This window comes from Oceanibaculum nanhaiense, from assembly GCF_002148795.1.
Lineage (GTDB): Bacteria > Pseudomonadota > Alphaproteobacteria > Oceanibaculales > Oceanibaculaceae > Oceanibaculum > Oceanibaculum nanhaiense.
The window spans coordinates 1-16918 of record NZ_MPOB01000019.1 but is presented as its reverse complement, the minus strand read 5'-3'; the positions used below and the strand labels follow the sequence as shown (position 1 = coordinate 16918).

At 62.6% G+C, this 16918-nt stretch carries 19 protein-coding genes and 2 pseudogenes; 16 read left to right on the top strand and 5 right to left on the bottom strand.

What is annotated here, in order from left to right; translation table 11 throughout:
- A pseudogene (locus BKM74_RS18130) lies at positions 1 to 263 on the top strand (MFS transporter); the annotation flags it as partial.
- Positions 264 to 339: 76 nt separating this feature from the next.
- Here the strand turns inward: BKM74_RS18130 and BKM74_RS18125 are convergent.
- Entirely contained in the window at positions 340 to 444 is a 105-nt protein-coding gene (locus BKM74_RS18125) for an SHOCT domain-containing protein (RefSeq protein ID WP_245826002.1), read from the bottom strand.
- Between the two features lie 273 nt (positions 445 to 717).
- On the opposite strand from BKM74_RS18125, the gene BKM74_RS18120 reads away from it, so the two are divergent.
- The 4 genes from BKM74_RS18120 to BKM74_RS18105 all read left to right on the top strand — a co-directional run bounded on the left by BKM74_RS18120 (position 718) and on the right by BKM74_RS18105 (position 3200).
- The gene (locus tag BKM74_RS18120; RefSeq protein WP_245826001.1) at positions 718 to 1098 is read left to right on the top strand and encodes a BON domain-containing protein; all 381 of its coding nucleotides are present in this window, start codon (positions 718 to 720) and stop codon (positions 1096 to 1098) included.
- A 109-nt stretch (positions 1099 to 1207) separates the two neighbouring features.
- Complete coding sequence (locus BKM74_RS18115) at positions 1208 to 1366, top strand: DUF3309 family protein (protein ID WP_086467101.1); 159 nt, start codon at positions 1208 to 1210, stop codon at positions 1364 to 1366.
- Between the two features lie 75 nt (positions 1367 to 1441).
- On the top strand, positions 1442 to 2164 hold the full coding sequence (locus BKM74_RS18110; RefSeq protein WP_140056126.1) for a DUF6134 family protein: 723 nt from the start codon (positions 1442 to 1444) through the stop codon (positions 2162 to 2164).
- Positions 2148 to 3200 (top strand): TAXI family TRAP transporter solute-binding subunit, encoded by a 1053-nt coding sequence (locus BKM74_RS18105; protein ID WP_086467099.1) that lies wholly within the window; start codon positions 2148 to 2150, stop codon positions 3198 to 3200. The genes BKM74_RS18110 and BKM74_RS18105 overlap by 17 nt, the downstream gene beginning before the upstream one ends.
- 38 nt (positions 3201 to 3238) lie before the next feature.
- Here BKM74_RS18105 and BKM74_RS18100 read toward each other — a convergent pair whose 3' ends face one another.
- Positions 3239 to 4159 carry a transglutaminase-like domain-containing protein gene (locus BKM74_RS18100; protein ID WP_086467098.1) on the bottom strand — a complete coding sequence of 307 codons (921 nt, stop codon included), beginning with the start codon at positions 4157 to 4159 and terminating at the stop codon, positions 3239 to 3241.
- 112 nt (positions 4160 to 4271) lie between these two features.
- Between BKM74_RS18100 and BKM74_RS18095 the strand changes: the two genes are divergently transcribed.
- The 4 genes and pseudogenes from BKM74_RS18095 (at position 4272) to BKM74_RS18085 (ending at position 7313) form a co-directional block, all read left to right on the top strand.
- Positions 4272 to 5156, top strand: a complete 885-nt coding sequence (locus BKM74_RS18095) for a transglutaminase family protein (RefSeq protein WP_322096713.1) — start codon at positions 4272 to 4274, stop codon at positions 5154 to 5156.
- 177 nt (positions 5157 to 5333) lie between these two features.
- Positions 5334 to 5684: pseudogene (locus BKM74_RS19200) on the top strand (sigma factor); the annotation flags it as partial.
- A 144-nt stretch (positions 5685 to 5828) separates the two neighbouring features.
- Positions 5829 to 7010, top strand: a complete 1182-nt coding sequence (locus tag BKM74_RS18090) for an IS256 family transposase (RefSeq protein ID WP_407668717.1) — start codon at positions 5829 to 5831, stop codon at positions 7008 to 7010.
- Positions 7011 to 7025: 15 nt separating this feature from the next.
- Complete coding sequence (locus BKM74_RS18085) at positions 7026 to 7313, top strand: sigma factor-like helix-turn-helix DNA-binding protein (RefSeq protein WP_281251471.1); 288 nt, start codon at positions 7026 to 7028, stop codon at positions 7311 to 7313.
- A gap of 40 nt (positions 7314 to 7353) precedes the next feature.
- Here the strand turns inward: BKM74_RS18085 and BKM74_RS18080 are convergent, their stop codons facing one another.
- Positions 7354 to 8115 (bottom strand): Crp/Fnr family transcriptional regulator, encoded by a 762-nt coding sequence (locus tag BKM74_RS18080; RefSeq protein WP_245825998.1) that lies wholly within the window; start codon positions 8113 to 8115, stop codon positions 7354 to 7356.
- 146 nt (positions 8116 to 8261) lie between these two features.
- Here BKM74_RS18080 and BKM74_RS18075 point away from each other — a divergent pair, with 146 nt between their 5' ends.
- Positions 8262 to 8498 carry a hypothetical protein gene (locus BKM74_RS18075; RefSeq protein ID WP_086467093.1) on the top strand — a complete coding sequence of 79 codons (237 nt, stop codon included), beginning with the start codon at positions 8262 to 8264 and terminating at the stop codon, positions 8496 to 8498.
- Positions 8499 to 8609: 111 nt separating this feature from the next.
- Here the strand turns inward: BKM74_RS18075 and BKM74_RS18070 are convergent, their stop codons facing one another.
- Entirely contained in the window at positions 8610 to 8777 is a 168-nt protein-coding gene (locus BKM74_RS18070) for a DUF3309 family protein (RefSeq protein WP_086467092.1), read from the bottom strand.
- Positions 8778 to 9046: 269 nt separating this feature from the next.
- On the opposite strand from BKM74_RS18070, the gene BKM74_RS18065 reads away from it, so the two are divergent.
- The 5 genes from BKM74_RS18065 to BKM74_RS18050 all read left to right on the top strand — a co-directional run bounded on the left by BKM74_RS18065 (position 9047) and on the right by BKM74_RS18050 (position 12128).
- The gene (locus BKM74_RS18065) at positions 9047 to 10237 is read left to right on the top strand and encodes an extracellular catalytic domain type 1 short-chain-length polyhydroxyalkanoate depolymerase (protein WP_086467091.1); all 1191 of its coding nucleotides are present in this window, start codon (positions 9047 to 9049) and stop codon (positions 10235 to 10237) included.
- A 210-nt stretch (positions 10238 to 10447) separates the two neighbouring features.
- Positions 10448 to 10807 carry a PRC-barrel domain-containing protein gene (locus tag BKM74_RS18060; protein WP_086467090.1) on the top strand — a complete coding sequence of 120 codons (360 nt, stop codon included), beginning with the start codon at positions 10448 to 10450 and terminating at the stop codon, positions 10805 to 10807.
- Positions 10808 to 11018: 211 nt separating this feature from the next.
- Complete coding sequence (locus BKM74_RS19220; RefSeq protein ID WP_456152416.1) at positions 11019 to 11357, top strand: hypothetical protein; 339 nt, start codon at positions 11019 to 11021, stop codon at positions 11355 to 11357.
- 30 nt (positions 11358 to 11387) lie between these two features.
- Entirely contained in the window at positions 11388 to 11516 is a 129-nt protein-coding gene (locus BKM74_RS19130; RefSeq protein WP_281251470.1) for a hypothetical protein, read from the top strand.
- Positions 11517 to 11870: 354 nt separating this feature from the next.
- Complete coding sequence (locus BKM74_RS18050) at positions 11871 to 12128, top strand: hypothetical protein (RefSeq protein ID WP_140056125.1); 258 nt, start codon at positions 11871 to 11873, stop codon at positions 12126 to 12128.
- 54 nt (positions 12129 to 12182) lie between these two features.
- Here BKM74_RS18050 and BKM74_RS18045 read toward each other — a convergent pair whose 3' ends face one another.
- Positions 12183 to 16277 carry an Eco57I restriction-modification methylase domain-containing protein gene (locus BKM74_RS18045; protein WP_086467087.1) on the bottom strand — a complete coding sequence of 1365 codons (4095 nt, stop codon included), beginning with the start codon at positions 16275 to 16277 and terminating at the stop codon, positions 12183 to 12185.
- Positions 16278 to 16694: 417 nt separating this feature from the next.
- Between BKM74_RS18045 and BKM74_RS18040 the strand changes: the two genes are divergently transcribed.
- Positions 16695 to 16918 (top strand): metal-sensing transcriptional repressor (locus BKM74_RS18040; RefSeq protein WP_140056124.1); only part of this gene is annotated, 224 nt, incomplete at its 3' end.

The window sequence follows — 16918 nt, the reverse complement described above, 5'->3', positions numbered from 1 at the left end:
CCGCTTTCTATAGTCTGGCAGCGATCGCGGCGGTGGGAACAATGATCGCCGCGCTGGTCTGGCCGGCGGGCGATCCCGGCGTGCTGCCGCATGAGCATCCCGAGCAGGCGCACAATCATGCGCATATCCATGATCCCCACCACCAGCATGAGCATGAAGGCTGGGAAGGGCCGGAGCCGCACAGCCACCCGCACCGGCACGGGCCGCTGCGGCACAGCCATGAGCTGGTGATCGACGATCATCACCCGGTCTGGCCACGGTGATACCGGGAACCCGGCAGACCCGCGACCCAGGCGAAACTGCCCGGGCCACGGGTCGTCGCATGCCGTCACGGAGCGGTCAGAACAAATCCGCCTTGCGCTGCAGATAATCCTCGCGGTCGATTTCTCCTCGCGCGTAGCGTGCCTTGAGAATGTCCAGAGCGCTGCCGGCTGGCGGCCTCAAGGCCGCCGATCCGCGCGATCTTCAGCCTGCCGATGGGCACCCGCGCTTTGGCAGGTGCCAGCTGAAAAAGGGCAGTATTTTATGTGGCTGGTGCCATGACAGCATTAACTTGTGTTTGGTTTTGTTTTTCAAAACATCAACCCCATGATTCTTAAAGAAAATTAAATTCATTAAATCAATAAGATCAATATGTTATTATAAGGCAGTTATCCGCTTAGTTAGCGGACCCCCATCTATTTGGATCGTATTTGCTGATTTCAGCCGGAGTTCGCGTTGCAGCCGGCGCATCCGTTAAAACGGTCCTGGGAATTCAAGGCTGCCGAGAGAAGAGGGTGGATATCCAAGATGCGAAACAAACATTTTCTGCGATGCGCCATGGTGGCGTTCGTACTGGCCTTTTCCGTGGCCGCGTGCGCGCCGATTTCCGGGCGGGAGACACCTGGCGAGTATATCGATGATGCGGCGATCACGACCAAGGTGAAGGCGGCGATCATCAACGAGCTGGGCATGAAGGAGATCAGCGTCGAGACGATGCAGAATGTCGTTCAGTTGAGCGGCTTCGTTGATTCGGCGCAGATCAAGGCCAGAGCCGGCGAAATCGCCCGCGGCGTTTCCGGCGTCAGCAGCGTCAGGAACAACCTCGTCCTTCGCTGATGAGCAGGGGTTGCACGACAGCGGGCGGCGACAGGCCGGCCGCTGCTCCCCCCCTGTGACTCCCCGCCTGCGACACCCTGCGACCCGCATTGGTGATTAGGAGAAAATCATGAGTCTCGGCAGTATCATCATCATCATTTTGCTGCTTATGCTGCTCGGTGCCTTGCCGACATGGTCGCACAGCCGAAGCTGGGGGTATTATCCGAGCGGCGGGCTGGGCATCGCCCTGCTTATCGTCCTCGTGCTGCTGCTGTTAGGGCGAATATAGCCATATTGTTCCGCGCCACCGGGCGGCTTGCGGCTGGCGCAGAAGGATACTCACACCAGTCAGGCTTTGGCGCCCATGCAACCAAGCCCCGGCCCGGTATGCGTTTCAGGTGAGACGGCGGATGCTCCGGGTATCAGCCGCCGGCGACTGCTCGTTGCCGGTGCCGCCACCGCCACCGCGGCTCTGCCGCTGTTCGGATCGCCCTCCCATGCCAGTGTGCCTGCTCCACGCGACATCCGCTTCATCGCCTTGTGGCAGGGGTCGCCTGTCGGCGCGCACCACGTCACGTTCCGGATGGAAGCGGATCGCGTTACGGTCAGCACACGCATCGACATTACCGTCAAGGTTCTGTTCTTCACGGTTTTCCGATTGAAACATCTTGCCCGGGAGGTGTGGCGCGGCGGCCGCCTCGAATCGGTGGAAAGCACGACCGAGCAGGACGGTGCGCTGCTGGAGGTTTCCGGCCATGCCACCGGGCAAGGTTTCCGCATTGTTGGCAGCGACGGGCCTTATCTTGCGGATGGGCACCTCATGACCTCGAATTCGCTGTGGGACATCCGGGTCGTGCGCGAGACCAGACTGATCGATGTCCAGCATGGCGGTGAGATCGGCCTGTTCTCAAAACTGCTGGGCGATACGCAGCCTGGGATGCAGCAGCAGGCGGCAGGTCAGGCCAGCCAGTATCATCTGATCACCCCATATTATGCCGGGCGGGTGTTCTATGATGGCGACCAGCGCTGGGTCAGGGCTCTGATCGAATATAAGGGGGAGACTGTCGAGTATGTGCCCGGACCTTAGTCGCAACCCTGGAAAGACATCGGAAGCCCGCGCCCGCCTGCGGTCGGCGATTGCAGCACTTTGCCTCGCCTCTGTCGCTGTCACCCTGCTGGGATGCGCACAGGTGATCCGCCGGCCGGACGTGATGGTTGGTACGGCCAGTCCGGGCGATGTCGATTATCCGCTCGGCGGGTCGATCTGCCGGCTGTTCAACCTTGACACCCCCCGCCACGGTCTGCGCTGTGCCGAGAAGCCCTCGGAAGAATCCGCCAGCAACATCGAATCGCTGCTCAGCGGCGGCATCGATGTCGGCATCGTGCTGTCGGACGACCTCGCCGATGCCGTGGCCGGAGAGGGGCTGTTCGCCTCGCGGGGGCCGGTTGCCGATCTGCGCGTCCTGTTCGCCGGGCATGCCGACATCTTCACGCTCGTCGTCCACCAGGGGGCGGGCATCCATCGCCTGGCGGATCTGCGGGGAAAGCGCATCGGGATCGGCAATCCCGGGTCGCGGCAAAGCGCCCAGATGGACCGCGTCATGGCGGCGCTGGGGCTGGCGCGCAGCGATTTCGCGGATGTCCGCGACTATTCGCCGGCGGCGCAGAACCGCGCCTTTTGCGCGGGCGAGCTGGACGCGATTGTCTATTCGGTCGCGCATCCCAATGGCCTTGTCCGCGATGCGGCGCTCACCTGCCAGGGTGTTCTGGTCAGTGTGAACGGTCCGGCGATTGACAGGATGTTGTCCGACTATCGGGAATATGAGCGCACGGCGATTCCCGGCGGTACCTATCCGGTCAATCAGGCGGACATACAAACCTTCGGCGTCCGCGCCGTGGTCGTCACCACCACGCGCATGCCCGATAAGGTGGCGTACGAGATCACCCGGGCCGTGTTCGACAATTTCGACGTTTTCCGGATGCTGCACCCGGCCTTCGAGGCGCTGTCGGTCGCGGAGTCGATCCGGCGGACCGGAAACGCGCCGATCCACCCCGGCGCCGAACGCTATTACCGCGAGCGCGGCTGGCTGCCACGGCTGCCGCCCCCCTCGCGGCCATCGTAAGATCCGTCATATCCGGATCGTTTGCGACGGGTCGGTCTTCAATTCGTGGGGGCGAGAGTGAGCGCCTCCCCCTTTGGCCGGCTCTTCAGTATGTCGTGCAACAGGGCATCGCTGGACGTCCCTGGGGACGTCCCGGGAGGCGTACCGGGGGGCGGGCCGGGCACCTCGTCGGTCCAGATCCAGAGTGCTTTCATGTCATATCTGCCGAAAGAGGTGATCATCGCACCATCGGCGGCGTCCCGCCCGCGGACCATCAGGACCCGGCCGATTCTTGGCTGGTTATAGCGCGCGTCGAAAGTGTACCAGCGACCGCCCAGATAGGCCTCGAACCAGGCGCAGAAATCACCCGGGCCGGAGTAGGGCACGCCGATGTCGCCCAGATAACCGCTGGCGTAGCGGGCAGGGATGTTCATGGCGCGGCAGAAGGCGATGGCGAGATGCGCGAAATCCCGGCAGACGCCGGTCTTTTCGCGATGTGCATCGCTGGCCGTCTTGGTGGACCGCCCAAAGCCATAGCCGAAGGTCAGATGGTTGTGGACATGGTTGCAGATCGCCTGCACCCGTGCCCAGCCCGGCGGGGTGGCCCCGAACAGGCGCAGCGCCTCGGGGGCCAGCGCGTCGGAATCGCAGTAGCGGCTGGAAGTCAGGAATTGCAGCGTTTCGGGCGGCAGGTCCGCAACGTCATGCTGCTGCGCCGTCCAGTCATACACGTCGGGCTGTCCGTCAACTTCGACGATGCAGTCGGACCAGAGCGTCAGGTGCCCTGCCGGCGCCCGCAGCCGGGTCAGCCGGTTGCCGAAGCTGTCCTGGAATGTCTCCAGCGGAATCTCTGGCCGTGCCTGCACCTCGGCCGAGCCGATGATCCGCCCGTCGAAGCTGGAATGTGGCGACATGGCAAGGATCAGCACGGTATCCGGCTTGCTGTCGATGACGATCTCGTAGCCGATGCGAATGAACATTGCTGCCCTCTATGGCCTGGCGTAGAGTCCGCGCCGGTATCCGCGTCCCCAGGCTCTTTAAAAATGTAGCTTTCCTGCGGGCTCCGTCGCCCGCCAGGCCAGATGTAAGGATATTCAGATCCGAACCCTGCGCATTATCCATCGAACGCGATACACCTATGACCTTCCGGTGGCGTTCGGCGAGCATCGGCTGATGATACGCCCACGAGATGGGCACGATATGCGGCTTCTGGATTCCAGCCTGACCGTCTCGCCCCGCGCGGATGTGCACTGGGCATTCGATGCATTTGGAAACTCGCTTGCGCTGCTTTTGTTCCACGACAAAGCGAACGAACTGGTGATCGAAAGCGAACTGCTGCTGCGGCGCTATGGTCTGGATGAGCCGCTGGCCCGGATCGCGCGCTATGCGGGCGCATACCCGGTGCAGTATGGCGATGATGACCGCATCGACCTCGGCCCTTATCTGAGGGCAGATCAGCCGCAGGATCAGGAGGCGCTGGCAGCATGGATCGCACAGGTGCTGCCGCAACTGCCCGGCGGCAGTCTGCAGGTGCTGGGCGCCCTGGCAACCGCCGTCCACAAGGCTTTTCACTATGTCCGGCGTGAGGAGGAGGGCGTGCAGACACCGGCCGAGACGATCAGGCTCGGTACCGGCACGTGCCGCGATTTTGCGCTGCTGTTCATGGAAGCTGCGCGAAACCTGGGGTTCGCTGCCCGGTTCGTCACCGGATACCTGCATGACGAGGCTGCCGGAAACGACTCGGGCGAGGATATGACAGGCGGTGGCGCAACCCATGCCTGGGCCGATATTTTCGTCCCCGGGGCAGGCTGGGTGGAGTTTGACCCCACCAACCGCATCATTGCCAGCCGGAACCTGATTCGCGTGGCAACGACCCGCACGCCGTCACAGGCACTGCCGGTCAGCGGGACATTCGTGCGCGATGGCGGGAAGCTGCTGGGATTGCAGGTTTCGGTCAGCGTCACCAATGTTGAATGAAACCGCGCCCGGCTAACGCGGGTTAGTCACGAACGGGCGTGATTATGGCATGTAATGGTCTGTGCAGCCTGCCACTTTCCGGCCAGGCGCGGAGATCAACATGAACAGCATCATCTATATCGTCGGCCTGGTCGTAATCGTCCTGTTTATCCTGGGCTATTTCGGGTTGCGCTGACCATGGAGCGAGGCAAAGCCTTGCTATCCGTGACGGGCAGCGAAGCCGCCATCCATGTCGTCGCCGCAGATTATCGAAACGGCGATGCCGATGGCCGGCCAGCGCATCCGCGCGCCAGTCATGGTGGATTTCACACGCCCGGGAGCCACCCCTTCAACCTGCAGCTCCGGCACGAGATGCCGAGGCTGCAGTACCATGCGATTCATCTGACGAAAGACTGGCACCGCGCGCAGGATCTGATGCAGGAGACACTGACCAAGGCCTGGGCCAGCCGGGACCGCTATGCCCCGGACACGAACCTGCGTGCATGGCTTCACACCATCCTGCGCAACACTTTCCTGAGCGATATTCGCAAGCGGTGGCGCGAGGGGTACTGTAACCTCACGTCTGGAAATTCGCTCGAGGTCGGGGCCATGAGCCCCTGCTGGGGCGCGCCCAGCAGGGGCTGCCCATTCTGGTATTCCATGGAGTTGCAACACAGCCATGGAGCAGAGCGAATGGACAGACGGAAGGATAATGCGGTTGAGGCAATCCTGGAACAGCTGATCGAAACGGGCCCTGGTGATCTCGCCGGGATGTTCGCCCGGGCCTTTGAGCTGGCGATGCAGATCGAGCGCGAGCGCTTTCTCGGCGCCGGGCTATACGAGCGCACGCCCGAGCGTCGGGGCTATGCAAATGGCACCAAGCCCAAGAGGATCGACACGCCCGCGGGCACCGTGAACGTGCAGGTGCCCAAGACGGCCGGGCACGACGGGGAACCGTTCTACCCGCAATCGCTGGAGCGCGGCCGGCGATCGGTGCGCGCCGTCATGCTGGCTGTCGCCGAGATGTACATCAAGGGCGTGTCGACCCGTGATGTGGAGGCCGTAATGCGCGAATTCGGCATCGAGAGCCTGTCATCTTCGCAGGTCAGCCGCGCCGCCAAGCTGCTGGATGAGGAACTGGCCGCCTGGCGCGACCGCCCACTCGGCGAGATCAAGTATCTCATCCTCGACGCCCGGTACGAGAAGATGCGCCATGGCGGGATCGTGCGCGAGGTTGCCGTGCTCTCGGCCATCGGTATCGGCCCGGATGAGCGCCGGCGCGTGCTGGGCGTGTCGGTGGCGCTTTCGGAAGCCGAGGTGCACTGGCGGGCGTTCCTCGAAAGCCTGGTCGCGCGCGGCATGCGCGGGGTCGAGTTCATCGTCTCCGACGACCACAGCGGCCTGCACGCTGCCCGTCGCGCCGTTCTGGGCGGCGCCACATGGCAGCGCTGCCAGTTCCACCTCGCCCGCAACGCCATCCATCACGCCCCCAATGCCGAAACCCGAAAGCGCATCGGCAGACAACTGAAATCGATCTGGACGGCGGACGATCTCGCCCGGGCCGAAACCGCCCTGACCGAGTTGGTCGCCAGCTACCGCGACACCGCGCCCAAGCTGGCCGATTGGCTCGAGGAAAACGTCCCCGAAGGTCTCGCCGTCTTCACACTGCCTGAACATCACCGCAAACGGATGCGCACCTCAAATCCGATCGAGCGCTCCGTCCAGCAGGAACTGAAACGGCGCACCGTCAAGGTCAGGATCTTCCCCGGCGAAGACGCGCTGCTGCGGCTCGTCAGCGCCGTGCTGGTCGAGATCGACGAAAAATGGGCCTCCGACACGAAGGCCTACATCAAGTGGGAATGCCAGGATGCATGACCCGCTCTCAGCAGAATTTCCAGACAACAGGTTGCTCAATCGCGCGAGGTCGAGGATGAGGATGGCACGCTTGCCGCGCAACTGATGCAGCTGCCATCCCAGGAACATGCGGTTGCGCTGTCCGAACTGCTGGCGGCAATGACAGCCCTGCCGCGGCAGCAGCGCGAGGCATTGACCCTGGTGGGCGTGGCGGGGTTCAGCCAGGAGGAGGCCGCGGATCGTCTCGATTGCGCCCTTGGCACCGTGAAAAGCCGGGTATGGCGGGCGCGCGCCACCCTTTCCGTCCTCATGCTGTCAAAATAGCGGCACCCTGATCGGCGGGATGTCGCGGCGGGCGCATTCTCTAGCGCAACAGCGGCCCGTTCTGATCGAGATAAGACGCGTCGAATCCGGCGAGATCGACCAGACCATCGAAATCGTCGAAGGTCACCCGGCCTTTCAGGAAGGTCACCAGACCTTGCTCGCGCAGGGTTCGCAGCACCCGGTTCACATGCACGGCGCTCAGCCCCAGCGCATCGGCGAGCAGATACTGCGACAGCGGGCAGTCATAGCCGGTCCGGTCGCCCTGTCCCACAAGTTTCAGCCGCGCGCTCAGTTCCAGCAGGAAATGTGCCATACGTTCTTCGCTGTTGCGGCGGCCAACATTGACCAGATGCTCCACCACCATCGCCTCGTCGCGGGATGCCGCCCAGAGAACGGCCGTCGCCAGGCGCGGGACGCGCTGGAAGGCATCGAGCAGGTCTGCCGCCAGAATCTCCGACGCCTCGATCCTCGTGACCGGTTCGACATTGTGGTCCGAGGTGCGGAACAGGATGCTGCGCAGACCGAGGAAATCCCCCGGAATCTGGAAATCAACAATCTGCCGCGTGCCGTCCGGCAGCATCTTGTAGGAACAGACCCAGCCCTCGGCCAGAACATAGGCCGACTGGCCGGACTGCCCCTGATGCACCATGTCCCGCCCGGCCACGAACCGGCGGCGGCGGTGGTGAAGCTCCTCAAGTGTTTTCAGCTCCGTCTCTGTAAGCCTTACGAAAGAGCCAAGCTTTCGGGCAAGAGGACTGTTGGCAATCTGCATGGGGTCCCCGTCGGTAACGTGCGCGATCATCAAGCCGCCCTTCTATGTCGGGCAACCCTGCCGCAAAAAGAACCTCTCCAACCTGCTCTGCATCAGTACATGATAATTTTCTTCTGCGATGATGACGATGCGATTACGCGCAATACAGCGCATTTTCCGCAGAAAGCAGTCTCAACATGTCCATACCCAACGATGTCTATGGCACGGCAGCGCTTGCGATCTGCGAGTCGCTTCTGCTGGCGCTGAATGACCGGAATATCCTGCCCGAGTCTGAAATCGTGGGGATTCTCGAGGACGCCGCCGGGGCCCATATGAACGTGTCGGAGGATGACCCCAAGGCGGCGCTGCACGCTGCCGTCGCCGCGCTGATCAACAGCATTCTGGAGGGCGGAAACTCCGTGCGCCGCCGCTGAAACGATATCGCGACCCGCTGACGCAGAACCGCGGCGATGCGGAAAGGCTGAGGCAGGGGAGGCGGATGGGCGTTAAACCCAACCCTGCCTTAGCTGCGCTCCTGCCTCTGGCTACGCTCTGCCGGTGGCGACCAGCAGCAGCAGGACCATGAGCATGCCGCCGAATGCGCCACTGGGCCAATAGCTCCAGGACCGGCTGTAGTTCCAGTCTGGCAGCGCCCCGACGACCAGCATGGCCAGAATAAGTGTCAGAACAAGAATCAGAATGGTGACAAGCATGACATGAGCCTTTCGGTTCGAGGAAAGGTCTTGGCCGAGTGCTCGTAACGCCCAATGCGCTTCTCGCAAACCCGACAACTTGCGCAGCCGAAAAATGTTCGCTGAACATCATGCAACCCTATCATGCTTACCGGAGTCCGCACTGACGCAGGTTAGCCGCCGCGCAAGTACCGGGCGCCTGAAGATCAAGCGCACCGCAAATACAGACTTTACAGACTTCTGACGCATCACGCGAAAGATGGCGGCTGATCGCTTTAAAGGAAATTTCCATGTCACGCAGTTTCACAGCCACGATGCTCCGGGCCATCCGTCTTATGCGTGCGCGCAAGCAGACCAAGACTGCCCGCGAACTCAATAAGGTAATGGCCGGTTTCATGGCCCCGTCTGTGCTTGCCGCCCTCAAGCTAAAGCCGGCGAAGTCGCGCAAGGCCGCGCCGCCAAAGGCTGGCCAGGCGCTCGGCACGGTGCTGAAACAATTGAGCGTGGCGCAATCGCTCATGTCCGGGGCGGCCACGCCAGCCACGCGCGAGACCATGCCGGGCATTCCGAAAGGCGGGCAGTATCTGGCCCGTACGCATCGCAGCGCCGCGGGATCGCGGGACTACAAGCTCTACCTGCCAGCCAGCCAGCCGAAACGGCCCAAAGGCCTGATTCTCATGCTGCATGGCTGCTCGCAAACCCCGGACGACTTTGCCGCCGGCACCCATATGAACGCGCTGGCCGAGAAGCATGACCTTTGCGTTGCCTATCCGGCGCAGATCAGAGGCCACAATGCAGCGTCGTGCTGGAACTGGTTTAGTCCGCGCCATCAGATCCGCGGCGCCGGCGAGCCTGCCATCCTGGCCTCGCTGACGCGAAAGCTGATGAAAGAACTCGGCCTTGGCCGCGATGCCGTTTTCGTGGCCGGACTGTCCGCCGGCGGCGCTATGGCGATGATTCTGGCGGATCTCTATCCGGACATCTATTCGGCGGCGGGGATTCATTCCGGTCTCGCCCGCGGTTCGGCGCGTGACCTGATCTCGGCGATGTCGGTCATGCGTCACGGCAAGGCGACCAATGGCGGCGCGACCAAAGGCAGCGCGACCAATGGCGGCGGGCCGATCGTCGCCGCACACTCACTCCTGACACTCCCGGCACTCCCGGCACTCCCGGTCCGGCTGATCATCTTTCAGGGGACGGCTGACAGCACGGTTCACCCCGCCAATGCGGCGATGATCGTCGATGCGGCAGTGGGGGGCGACGCGGTACCGACAAAGATCGGCAAACGCTCGGTGGGGGGGCGCGGCTATGCCCGCAGCGACTATGCGGGGCCTGACGGCGCCACGCTGATCGAACTCTGGATGATCGAAGGCGCGGGTCACGCCTGGTCCGGCGGTCGGGCGGCGGGATCCTATACCGACAGAACAGGCCCCGATGCCTCGGCCCACATGATCCGGTTCTTCACGGCGAAAGCCGCCTGATCACAGACTCCTGACCACAGACTCTATGGAACGCCAGCGCCACCCAGGCGTTCTTTATATGTATCCGGCATTTTTAGTGAGACCTGCCCCGCCTGGCCGCTTCCACCTGGCCACAGGCGGCGTGCCAGCGTCGCTTCCTGTGCCGGTCACGACCCAGCAGGGGGCACCTGTTGCGCGATCTCCCGGTATTTTGGGATCAAGGAGAATTTCATGAGCAATTCAGCAAATGCAACGCACGGCCCCGAAAATCTCGGTGCCCACGGCTTCGTTCGCGATGGCTATAACCGGGCCGAAACGCATGATCTGACGACCTCCGACGTCGAAAGTGCAAAGGTCTATGGCCGCAAGGACGAGACCATCGGCTCGATCAGCTCGCTGAAACTCGGCACCGACGGCAAGATCACCGACGCCGTGATCGATGTCGGCGGCTTTCTTGGCCTCGGCGCACACTCGGTTATGTTGCCGTTCAGCCAGCTGACCGTTCTGCGTGAGGCCAAAGGCTCCGACATTCGCGTCCATCTGGACACGACGAAGGACAAGCTGAAGGCAATGCCGCACCACGTTGCCTGACACCAGGCCGCCTGACCAAGCCTGGGCGTTGAACTGAAGGAGGCCGCACGAGCAATCGTGCGGCCTTTTTCGTTGGCGGCAGCGGATCGATGTCTTTGGAAAGGTTGGCTGGGGGACCTGGATTTCCAGCCATTTTCCTGTAAGGCCCTGACCAATAATAAGAAATTTACAGGCTCTGAAAAGCCTGTGCAACAGCTATGTGGTCACGGCGGTGACGTTCGCGCATTCTTCGCCGGGCGTCCTCGCCCGCACATCAAACCACGCCATTTCCGGTGAGAAGTGCCCTGACTCAACCAGGGTCCCGGAAACGCACGCCCTCTCCATGGTCGTCCCCGGCCGGCAGGAACTGGATACCGGCCTTTTCAAGGGCATTCACGACATCATCAAGTGTACGGGCATAAGGGGTGCGCGCACCCCTCTCAAAATCCGCGAATGTTTGTTTTGCCACTCCTGCCATGGCGGCCAGCTCGAGCTGGTTAATCCCAAGCAGGGCGCGCGCGGCCCTGCACTGATGTCCGGATATTTTAATAATATTGTATTTTTATATTGACATGATCGCATTGCCAATGGGAGACGCAAAATGACCCAGCTCCAGTTTTTCCTCCGTGCGGGCGACCGCCGTCCTGCCTCGCAGATGATGCCGGCGGCATGGGAGCTGGCCGAGGCTCCCGAAACCCGCCCCTACGCGTTCTGTGTCATGCGGAAGTGAGCGCCGCGCTGGAGCGGCTCGCCCTAAAGGCTGATCAATGTTGGCCGTTCCGGCGATAATCGGGATATTCAGGGAACGGCAAAAGGCTGGGGCACGGCGGAACCCAGCGGCGTCTTGCGGGCGATCCGTGATGGCGGGGCGGCCAACCCGCTTCTGATCGTCGATGAAGTCGAGAAGGCAGCAGCAGCCGACGAAACGGCCGCGTGGTGGATACCCTGCTGTCGCTTCTCGAGCCGGAGACGAGCCGTAACTGGTTCGATGAGTGTTTGTGTGTTGCCCGTGACGTCAGCCAGGTGAACTGGATTCTGACCGCCAACAGCCCTGGCGGGTATTCCTCCAGCGCTGATGAACCGTGTGTCTGTCGTTCCGGTTGCATCCCCGGGAGCACACAATTTCGACGCAATTCTTGCTGGCCTGAAGGCCGATATTGTCACGGAACTGGGTGTGCAACTGGCGGTCACCCTGGCGTATCGCATCCTCGCAGGGCGCGGGTTTATCGAGGTAGAGGAGCGAAGCATGACGGCGCATGTTCATTGCCTGCCCTGGTTGCTGTGCGCGCGGGTTGTCTCTACGTCGGAGGAGCTGGATGTCGGCATTGACGCAATAGGCTGAGAAGCGGGGAGGGGTGCCGGTTTGGAACCGATAGAGCCGTCAGATATCCGGCCGCTAAAGATCGATCTCCGCGTCCGGGTCGCCGGCGGCGAGGGCGTTCATATAGGCGAGGCAAAGGTCGCGCGAGCGGTAGCGCCCGCCATAGGCCTGCGCCTCCTGCCGCTCGACGATGGGGAAGGTGGAATAGATGTAGCGCACATCGTCGCGGTCGGTGATGCCATACAGATGAAAGAACAGGGCATCCAGTTTGGCGCGCAGCTTCAGGCGGCGCTCCTCGTCCCAGACGAAAGGCGGTTTGACCGTTCCGTCCGGGCCGACATGGCCCATGTCGCGGGCGAAGGGTGCCATGTCATGCGCGGTGTAGGTCAGCTCCAGCACGGCGTCCCGGACGATCTCCCCGGCGCTTTTCGGGCCGAAGCGCACCGTCTCGAACCGCTCCGGCGGCACCACCGGGAGCTGTTCCAGGATGAACCAGTTGAGATGTTGGCCTTGAATTTTTTGACGCGCGACAAAATCGAAGGGTATGGAATTGAATGTGGCGAGCAACAACGCCCGGTCCCTTACACTGAAGCTGGTCGGTTCGCCTGAAAGCAAGACAGCCGGCAAAGTATTTCCCAATCCAGCATATGGGACGCAGGCCGCGATCATGGAACGCACGTTTGTCGGTGCTGTCACGTCCTTGAAAGCCAGTGCTGTGTAATCCTGCGGAAATTCCACAACAGAAGAGGAAACCCAAAACTGTGGATTTGGCAGCCAGGCGGGATCTGCATGCTGTTCCGCCGTTGCCGGCTCAGGCTGTGCGGGTCGATGCTGGTTCTCCGGATTTACGACAATGCTGGCGGCGCGATGGTCAAAAGCCTGCACCATCTTGCCCTCATAAAGCGGCACCCATTGTCCTGAAGTGCTGCCGTATCTGTTGTCGCCAATCGGATAGGCACCTTCGCGCTCCTCCAGCTCTTCGCGGGTCCGGAAGAGACCGGAATCGTTCGTCATATGGAACATCGTCGCGTACTTCACCGGCCACGCCTTTTCCGGCGCGCCGCCGGTGTGGCGTGTCAGCACCGGCAGGCGGGCATAGATGGCGGTGGTCAGTTCGGCGTCGCGGCGCGTGCGGAAGATTGGTGCTGTACCGGTGTTGGGATTCACGCGCGCGAAATCCTCCGCCGTCAGGGGGAAGCGGCGTTCGGGATCGGCAAGTTCGCTGACATCGTGCAAATAGAATGCGCAGTTTGCCGGATATTCCGTTTCTGAAGGACTCGCGACGAGGACGCAGAATTTGAAGCTGCGGTGTACATCGGGAAAGAATGGCGCACTCCCAGTGCTTTGCCGTCCATTCTCGAAATCATACAGCGCCTTCAACCGGCCCTGGGTCGATATTCCCTTGAAGAAGTCGGCGGAAGTCTTGTCGGAGGCGATGCCCGACGGCGTCAGCAGGCCAACCATGCCATCGGGCTTCACCAGGGCCATGGATCGTTCGACGAACAGCGAATAGATGTTGATGTCCCCGCCGGACAGCAGCGGGTAGTCGCCACCCTTGCGGGCCATGCGGGTCGCCGCCTCGGCGCGGCTGTTGGCCTTGGCGAAATCGGCGGCCAGCGGGTCGCCGTCGCGTTCCAGCGCCGCGATCATCCGGTGGCGGTCGGCGGCGCGCTGCGCCATGGCGATCTCGCGGCGGCGGGCGGCGAACCATTCCACCTGCTGCAGTTTCATGCGGTCCCAGGGCGGGTTGCCGATGATCGCGTCGAACCCGCCGACGAGGCCCTCGGCCTCCCAGTCGGTCCAGACGCCGGGGAAGGCGACCTGCCAGTTCAGGAAGCGTTCCTCCGCCATCAGCGTGCGCGCCTCGGCCAGGATATCGGCAAGACGGCGGCCGTGCTCTCCGCGCGCCAGCGGCTCGCGCGTGCCCTGGGCGATCTCGAAGGGATCGCCATAGGAGCCGTCGAAGAAGCCCTGCAGCGCCTTCATGTTATCCTTGCCCTTCAGGTCCAGCCATTCGATGGCGTGGAGGAGGGACAGGAAGGCATCCAGCGGTGCCGTCATGATCCGGACGCCGTCGAAGATTTCCTGCGAGCGGTGCGCCTCGGCGATTTCCGCGTCCGGCAACCCTTCGATGGTCTGCATGGAGGCCGCCGATCCCAGAGCAATCTTCACCGGCTTGTGCAGCAGCAGTGGGCTGCCATAGGCCGTTGCCTTGGCGATGCCGGTCTTTACCCAGGAGCCGAACAGGCTATCGCCGCAGCGCAGATGATGGTCGAGGAAGGACAGCGGCGCGCCGACCGTGAAGCTGTGCAGCCATAGCGCCACCTTCGCCAGTTCGACCGCCATCGGGTTCTTGTCCACGCCATAGACACAGCGTTTCAGCACCATGCGGCGGATGATGTGCCGGTCGTCCAGCTGTTCGGGATCGACCGTCCAGTTGCGGTCTTCCGCATTGCCGATGATGGTGGCGCGGATGCCTTCAATCCGGTCGGCCAGTGGCGAGATATATTCCGCCCATTCAACCATGGCTCCGGCTTCCGCCATGGCGGCGATCACCTGGTCGGCCATGTAGTCCACCAGGCTGACCAGGAAATGACCGGAGCCCATCGCGGGGTCGCAGATTTTAAGATCGAGCAGTCTCTCGGCCGGATCGAGTCGCCGGAGGATGCCCAGCTTGCGGCCCTCGTCCATGTCGGTGGTCGCCAGTTCCTCTGCTTTCTGGCGGAAGGCATCCAGCCGCGCCCGGATCAACGGTTCAAGTGTCTCGCGGATGATCAGGTTGACCAAGTCGTCTGGCGTGTAATAGCTGCCGGACCCCTTACGCGCGAAGATGTTGGGGCGGATATCAACGATAGGGCCGTCGCGCACCACCTCGTGTTCCAGCAGCCGTTCATAGATCGAGCCCAGCTGTTGCACGCTGAGGTCGCGATAATTGATGTATTTTCGGGAGCCGTCCGTCCGCTCGAAGGACAGCCTGTCGATCACCTCGGCCATGACCGAGTCGGAAAGCCTTAGCTGGCCCAGCAGCGGCGTGCGCACGCGGTCGAACAGACCGCCATTATAGGGTGGTAGCCCAATCGAGGTGTCGCCTTCGTCGATGGCTCGGCACAGATCGTCCAGCACCGCCCAGTAGCGCGCCGCCGACGCCGAGAAGGTATCGCCCCTGTCCTTGCGGTCGCCGACATCCAGCCGGACGCGCTTGCGCAGGCCGTAATCGTCATATCGCTCGTCATTGACCGGAAGCAGGTCGCGATCCTCGGCATAGAGCACGAAGAGCAGCCGATAGAGCAGAATCAGAGCCGCCTGCCGCACATCCTCCAGATCGGCGTCCGGCGCGCCGTCCGCGATGGCGCGCGCGAGCAGGGGATAGACCGTATCGAAGACGAGGTTCGACAGATCGGCGGCGACGCGCTCCTCATAAAACTTGCCTTCATCGATGGCCCGAAGGTGGAAGCTCCTGATGTCCGGCCCGGAAGGCAAGAACGCCTCCCGGCGGAACATCAGCGCGAACAGCCGCAATGCGTGGCGTCTTTCGCCATCATCGAGGGCGAACAGCCCCTGGTCATGGCCGGCGATGCCAAGGACGGCAGCGAGATCGATCTCGAAGAACTGCTCGGAGACGGAACGCGCACCGGAGAAATATAGCCGCCACCGGCCGCCGTTGGTGAGAATACCCCAGCGCAACTTGCCTTCGGTGAGGTCATCCACGCGCCTGAGATAGCGCAGCATCTGGGTGGACGGCGCCAGCTTTTCGCCCTGCCGGCCGGACTGCCGGTCGAGCGGCCGATGCCAGCGTTTCGATTCGACGATGGCCAGGCCGAAGCCGTAGCGTTTCCATTCCTCGAGGGAACGGTCGGCCTCCGCCTTCGCCCCGGCGTCGGCGAACAAGAGCCCGTCCGGCACATCGTCCCGGCCCTTGACCGTCAGGTTCTGCTGGCGCATCGCCTGATCCCAGCCGAGCCGTTGGAGGATCGGCCAGATCAAATCGTCTTCGGTGCGGGTCTCGTTGGGTGTTTGACCGGTGGGAAAGGCTTTGAAGAGGTCAGCCAGGTCCGCTGCCAGGCGATCAACCTCATCGTCGCTGACGCTGTGCCATTCCGCGTTGCGGACAATCGACTGGGTCAGGAAGTCGCTGGTGAACAGGCTTCCCTGAAAAACATGATCGATCATCCGATTGTCTGTCCCTGCGATGCGCCTGCCCGATGCCAACTGGCTTGGTCAGTCGAGCTTATCTTCTTGAGAATACAAGGTAGCGTACAAAAGCGCCGTCCGACAATCAGGCGGCATCATATGCGCTGGCGCGTTCTGGCCGACGCCGGCTCGCAGGGTCGCGGACAGCGCCGCCAGGATTTCCCGCTGCCAGGCGGAAACCAGTGCCCATGTCCCGCCGTGAAGGCGTCGCCGGGAACCGCATGGCCATGCGCCACCGGTCCAAGCGCAATCAGCATAACCAGCAGGGCAGCCAGCGCGTGCCGAAAAGACAGGGAGGCCCTTCGATTTCCGGTTGCCCGACAGGCGGCTGGACGACAGGACAGCATCGGCAAAACGTCATTGCTTCAATCCCCCCTGGGGGGATATGTTCCGACAATGACGGATCACGCGCCCCACCATCATCATGACGACATACTGAAACGGCTGCGCCGCGCGGAAGGCCATCTGCGCGGTGTGATCGCGATGATGGATGAGGGACGGCCCTGTGTCCTTCTCGCCCAGCAGCTTCATGCGGTCGAGCGGGCGATCAGCGAGGCCAAGCGCGTCCTGATCCGCGACCATATCGACCATTGCCTGGACAGCGCGGTGGCCGGCGACGG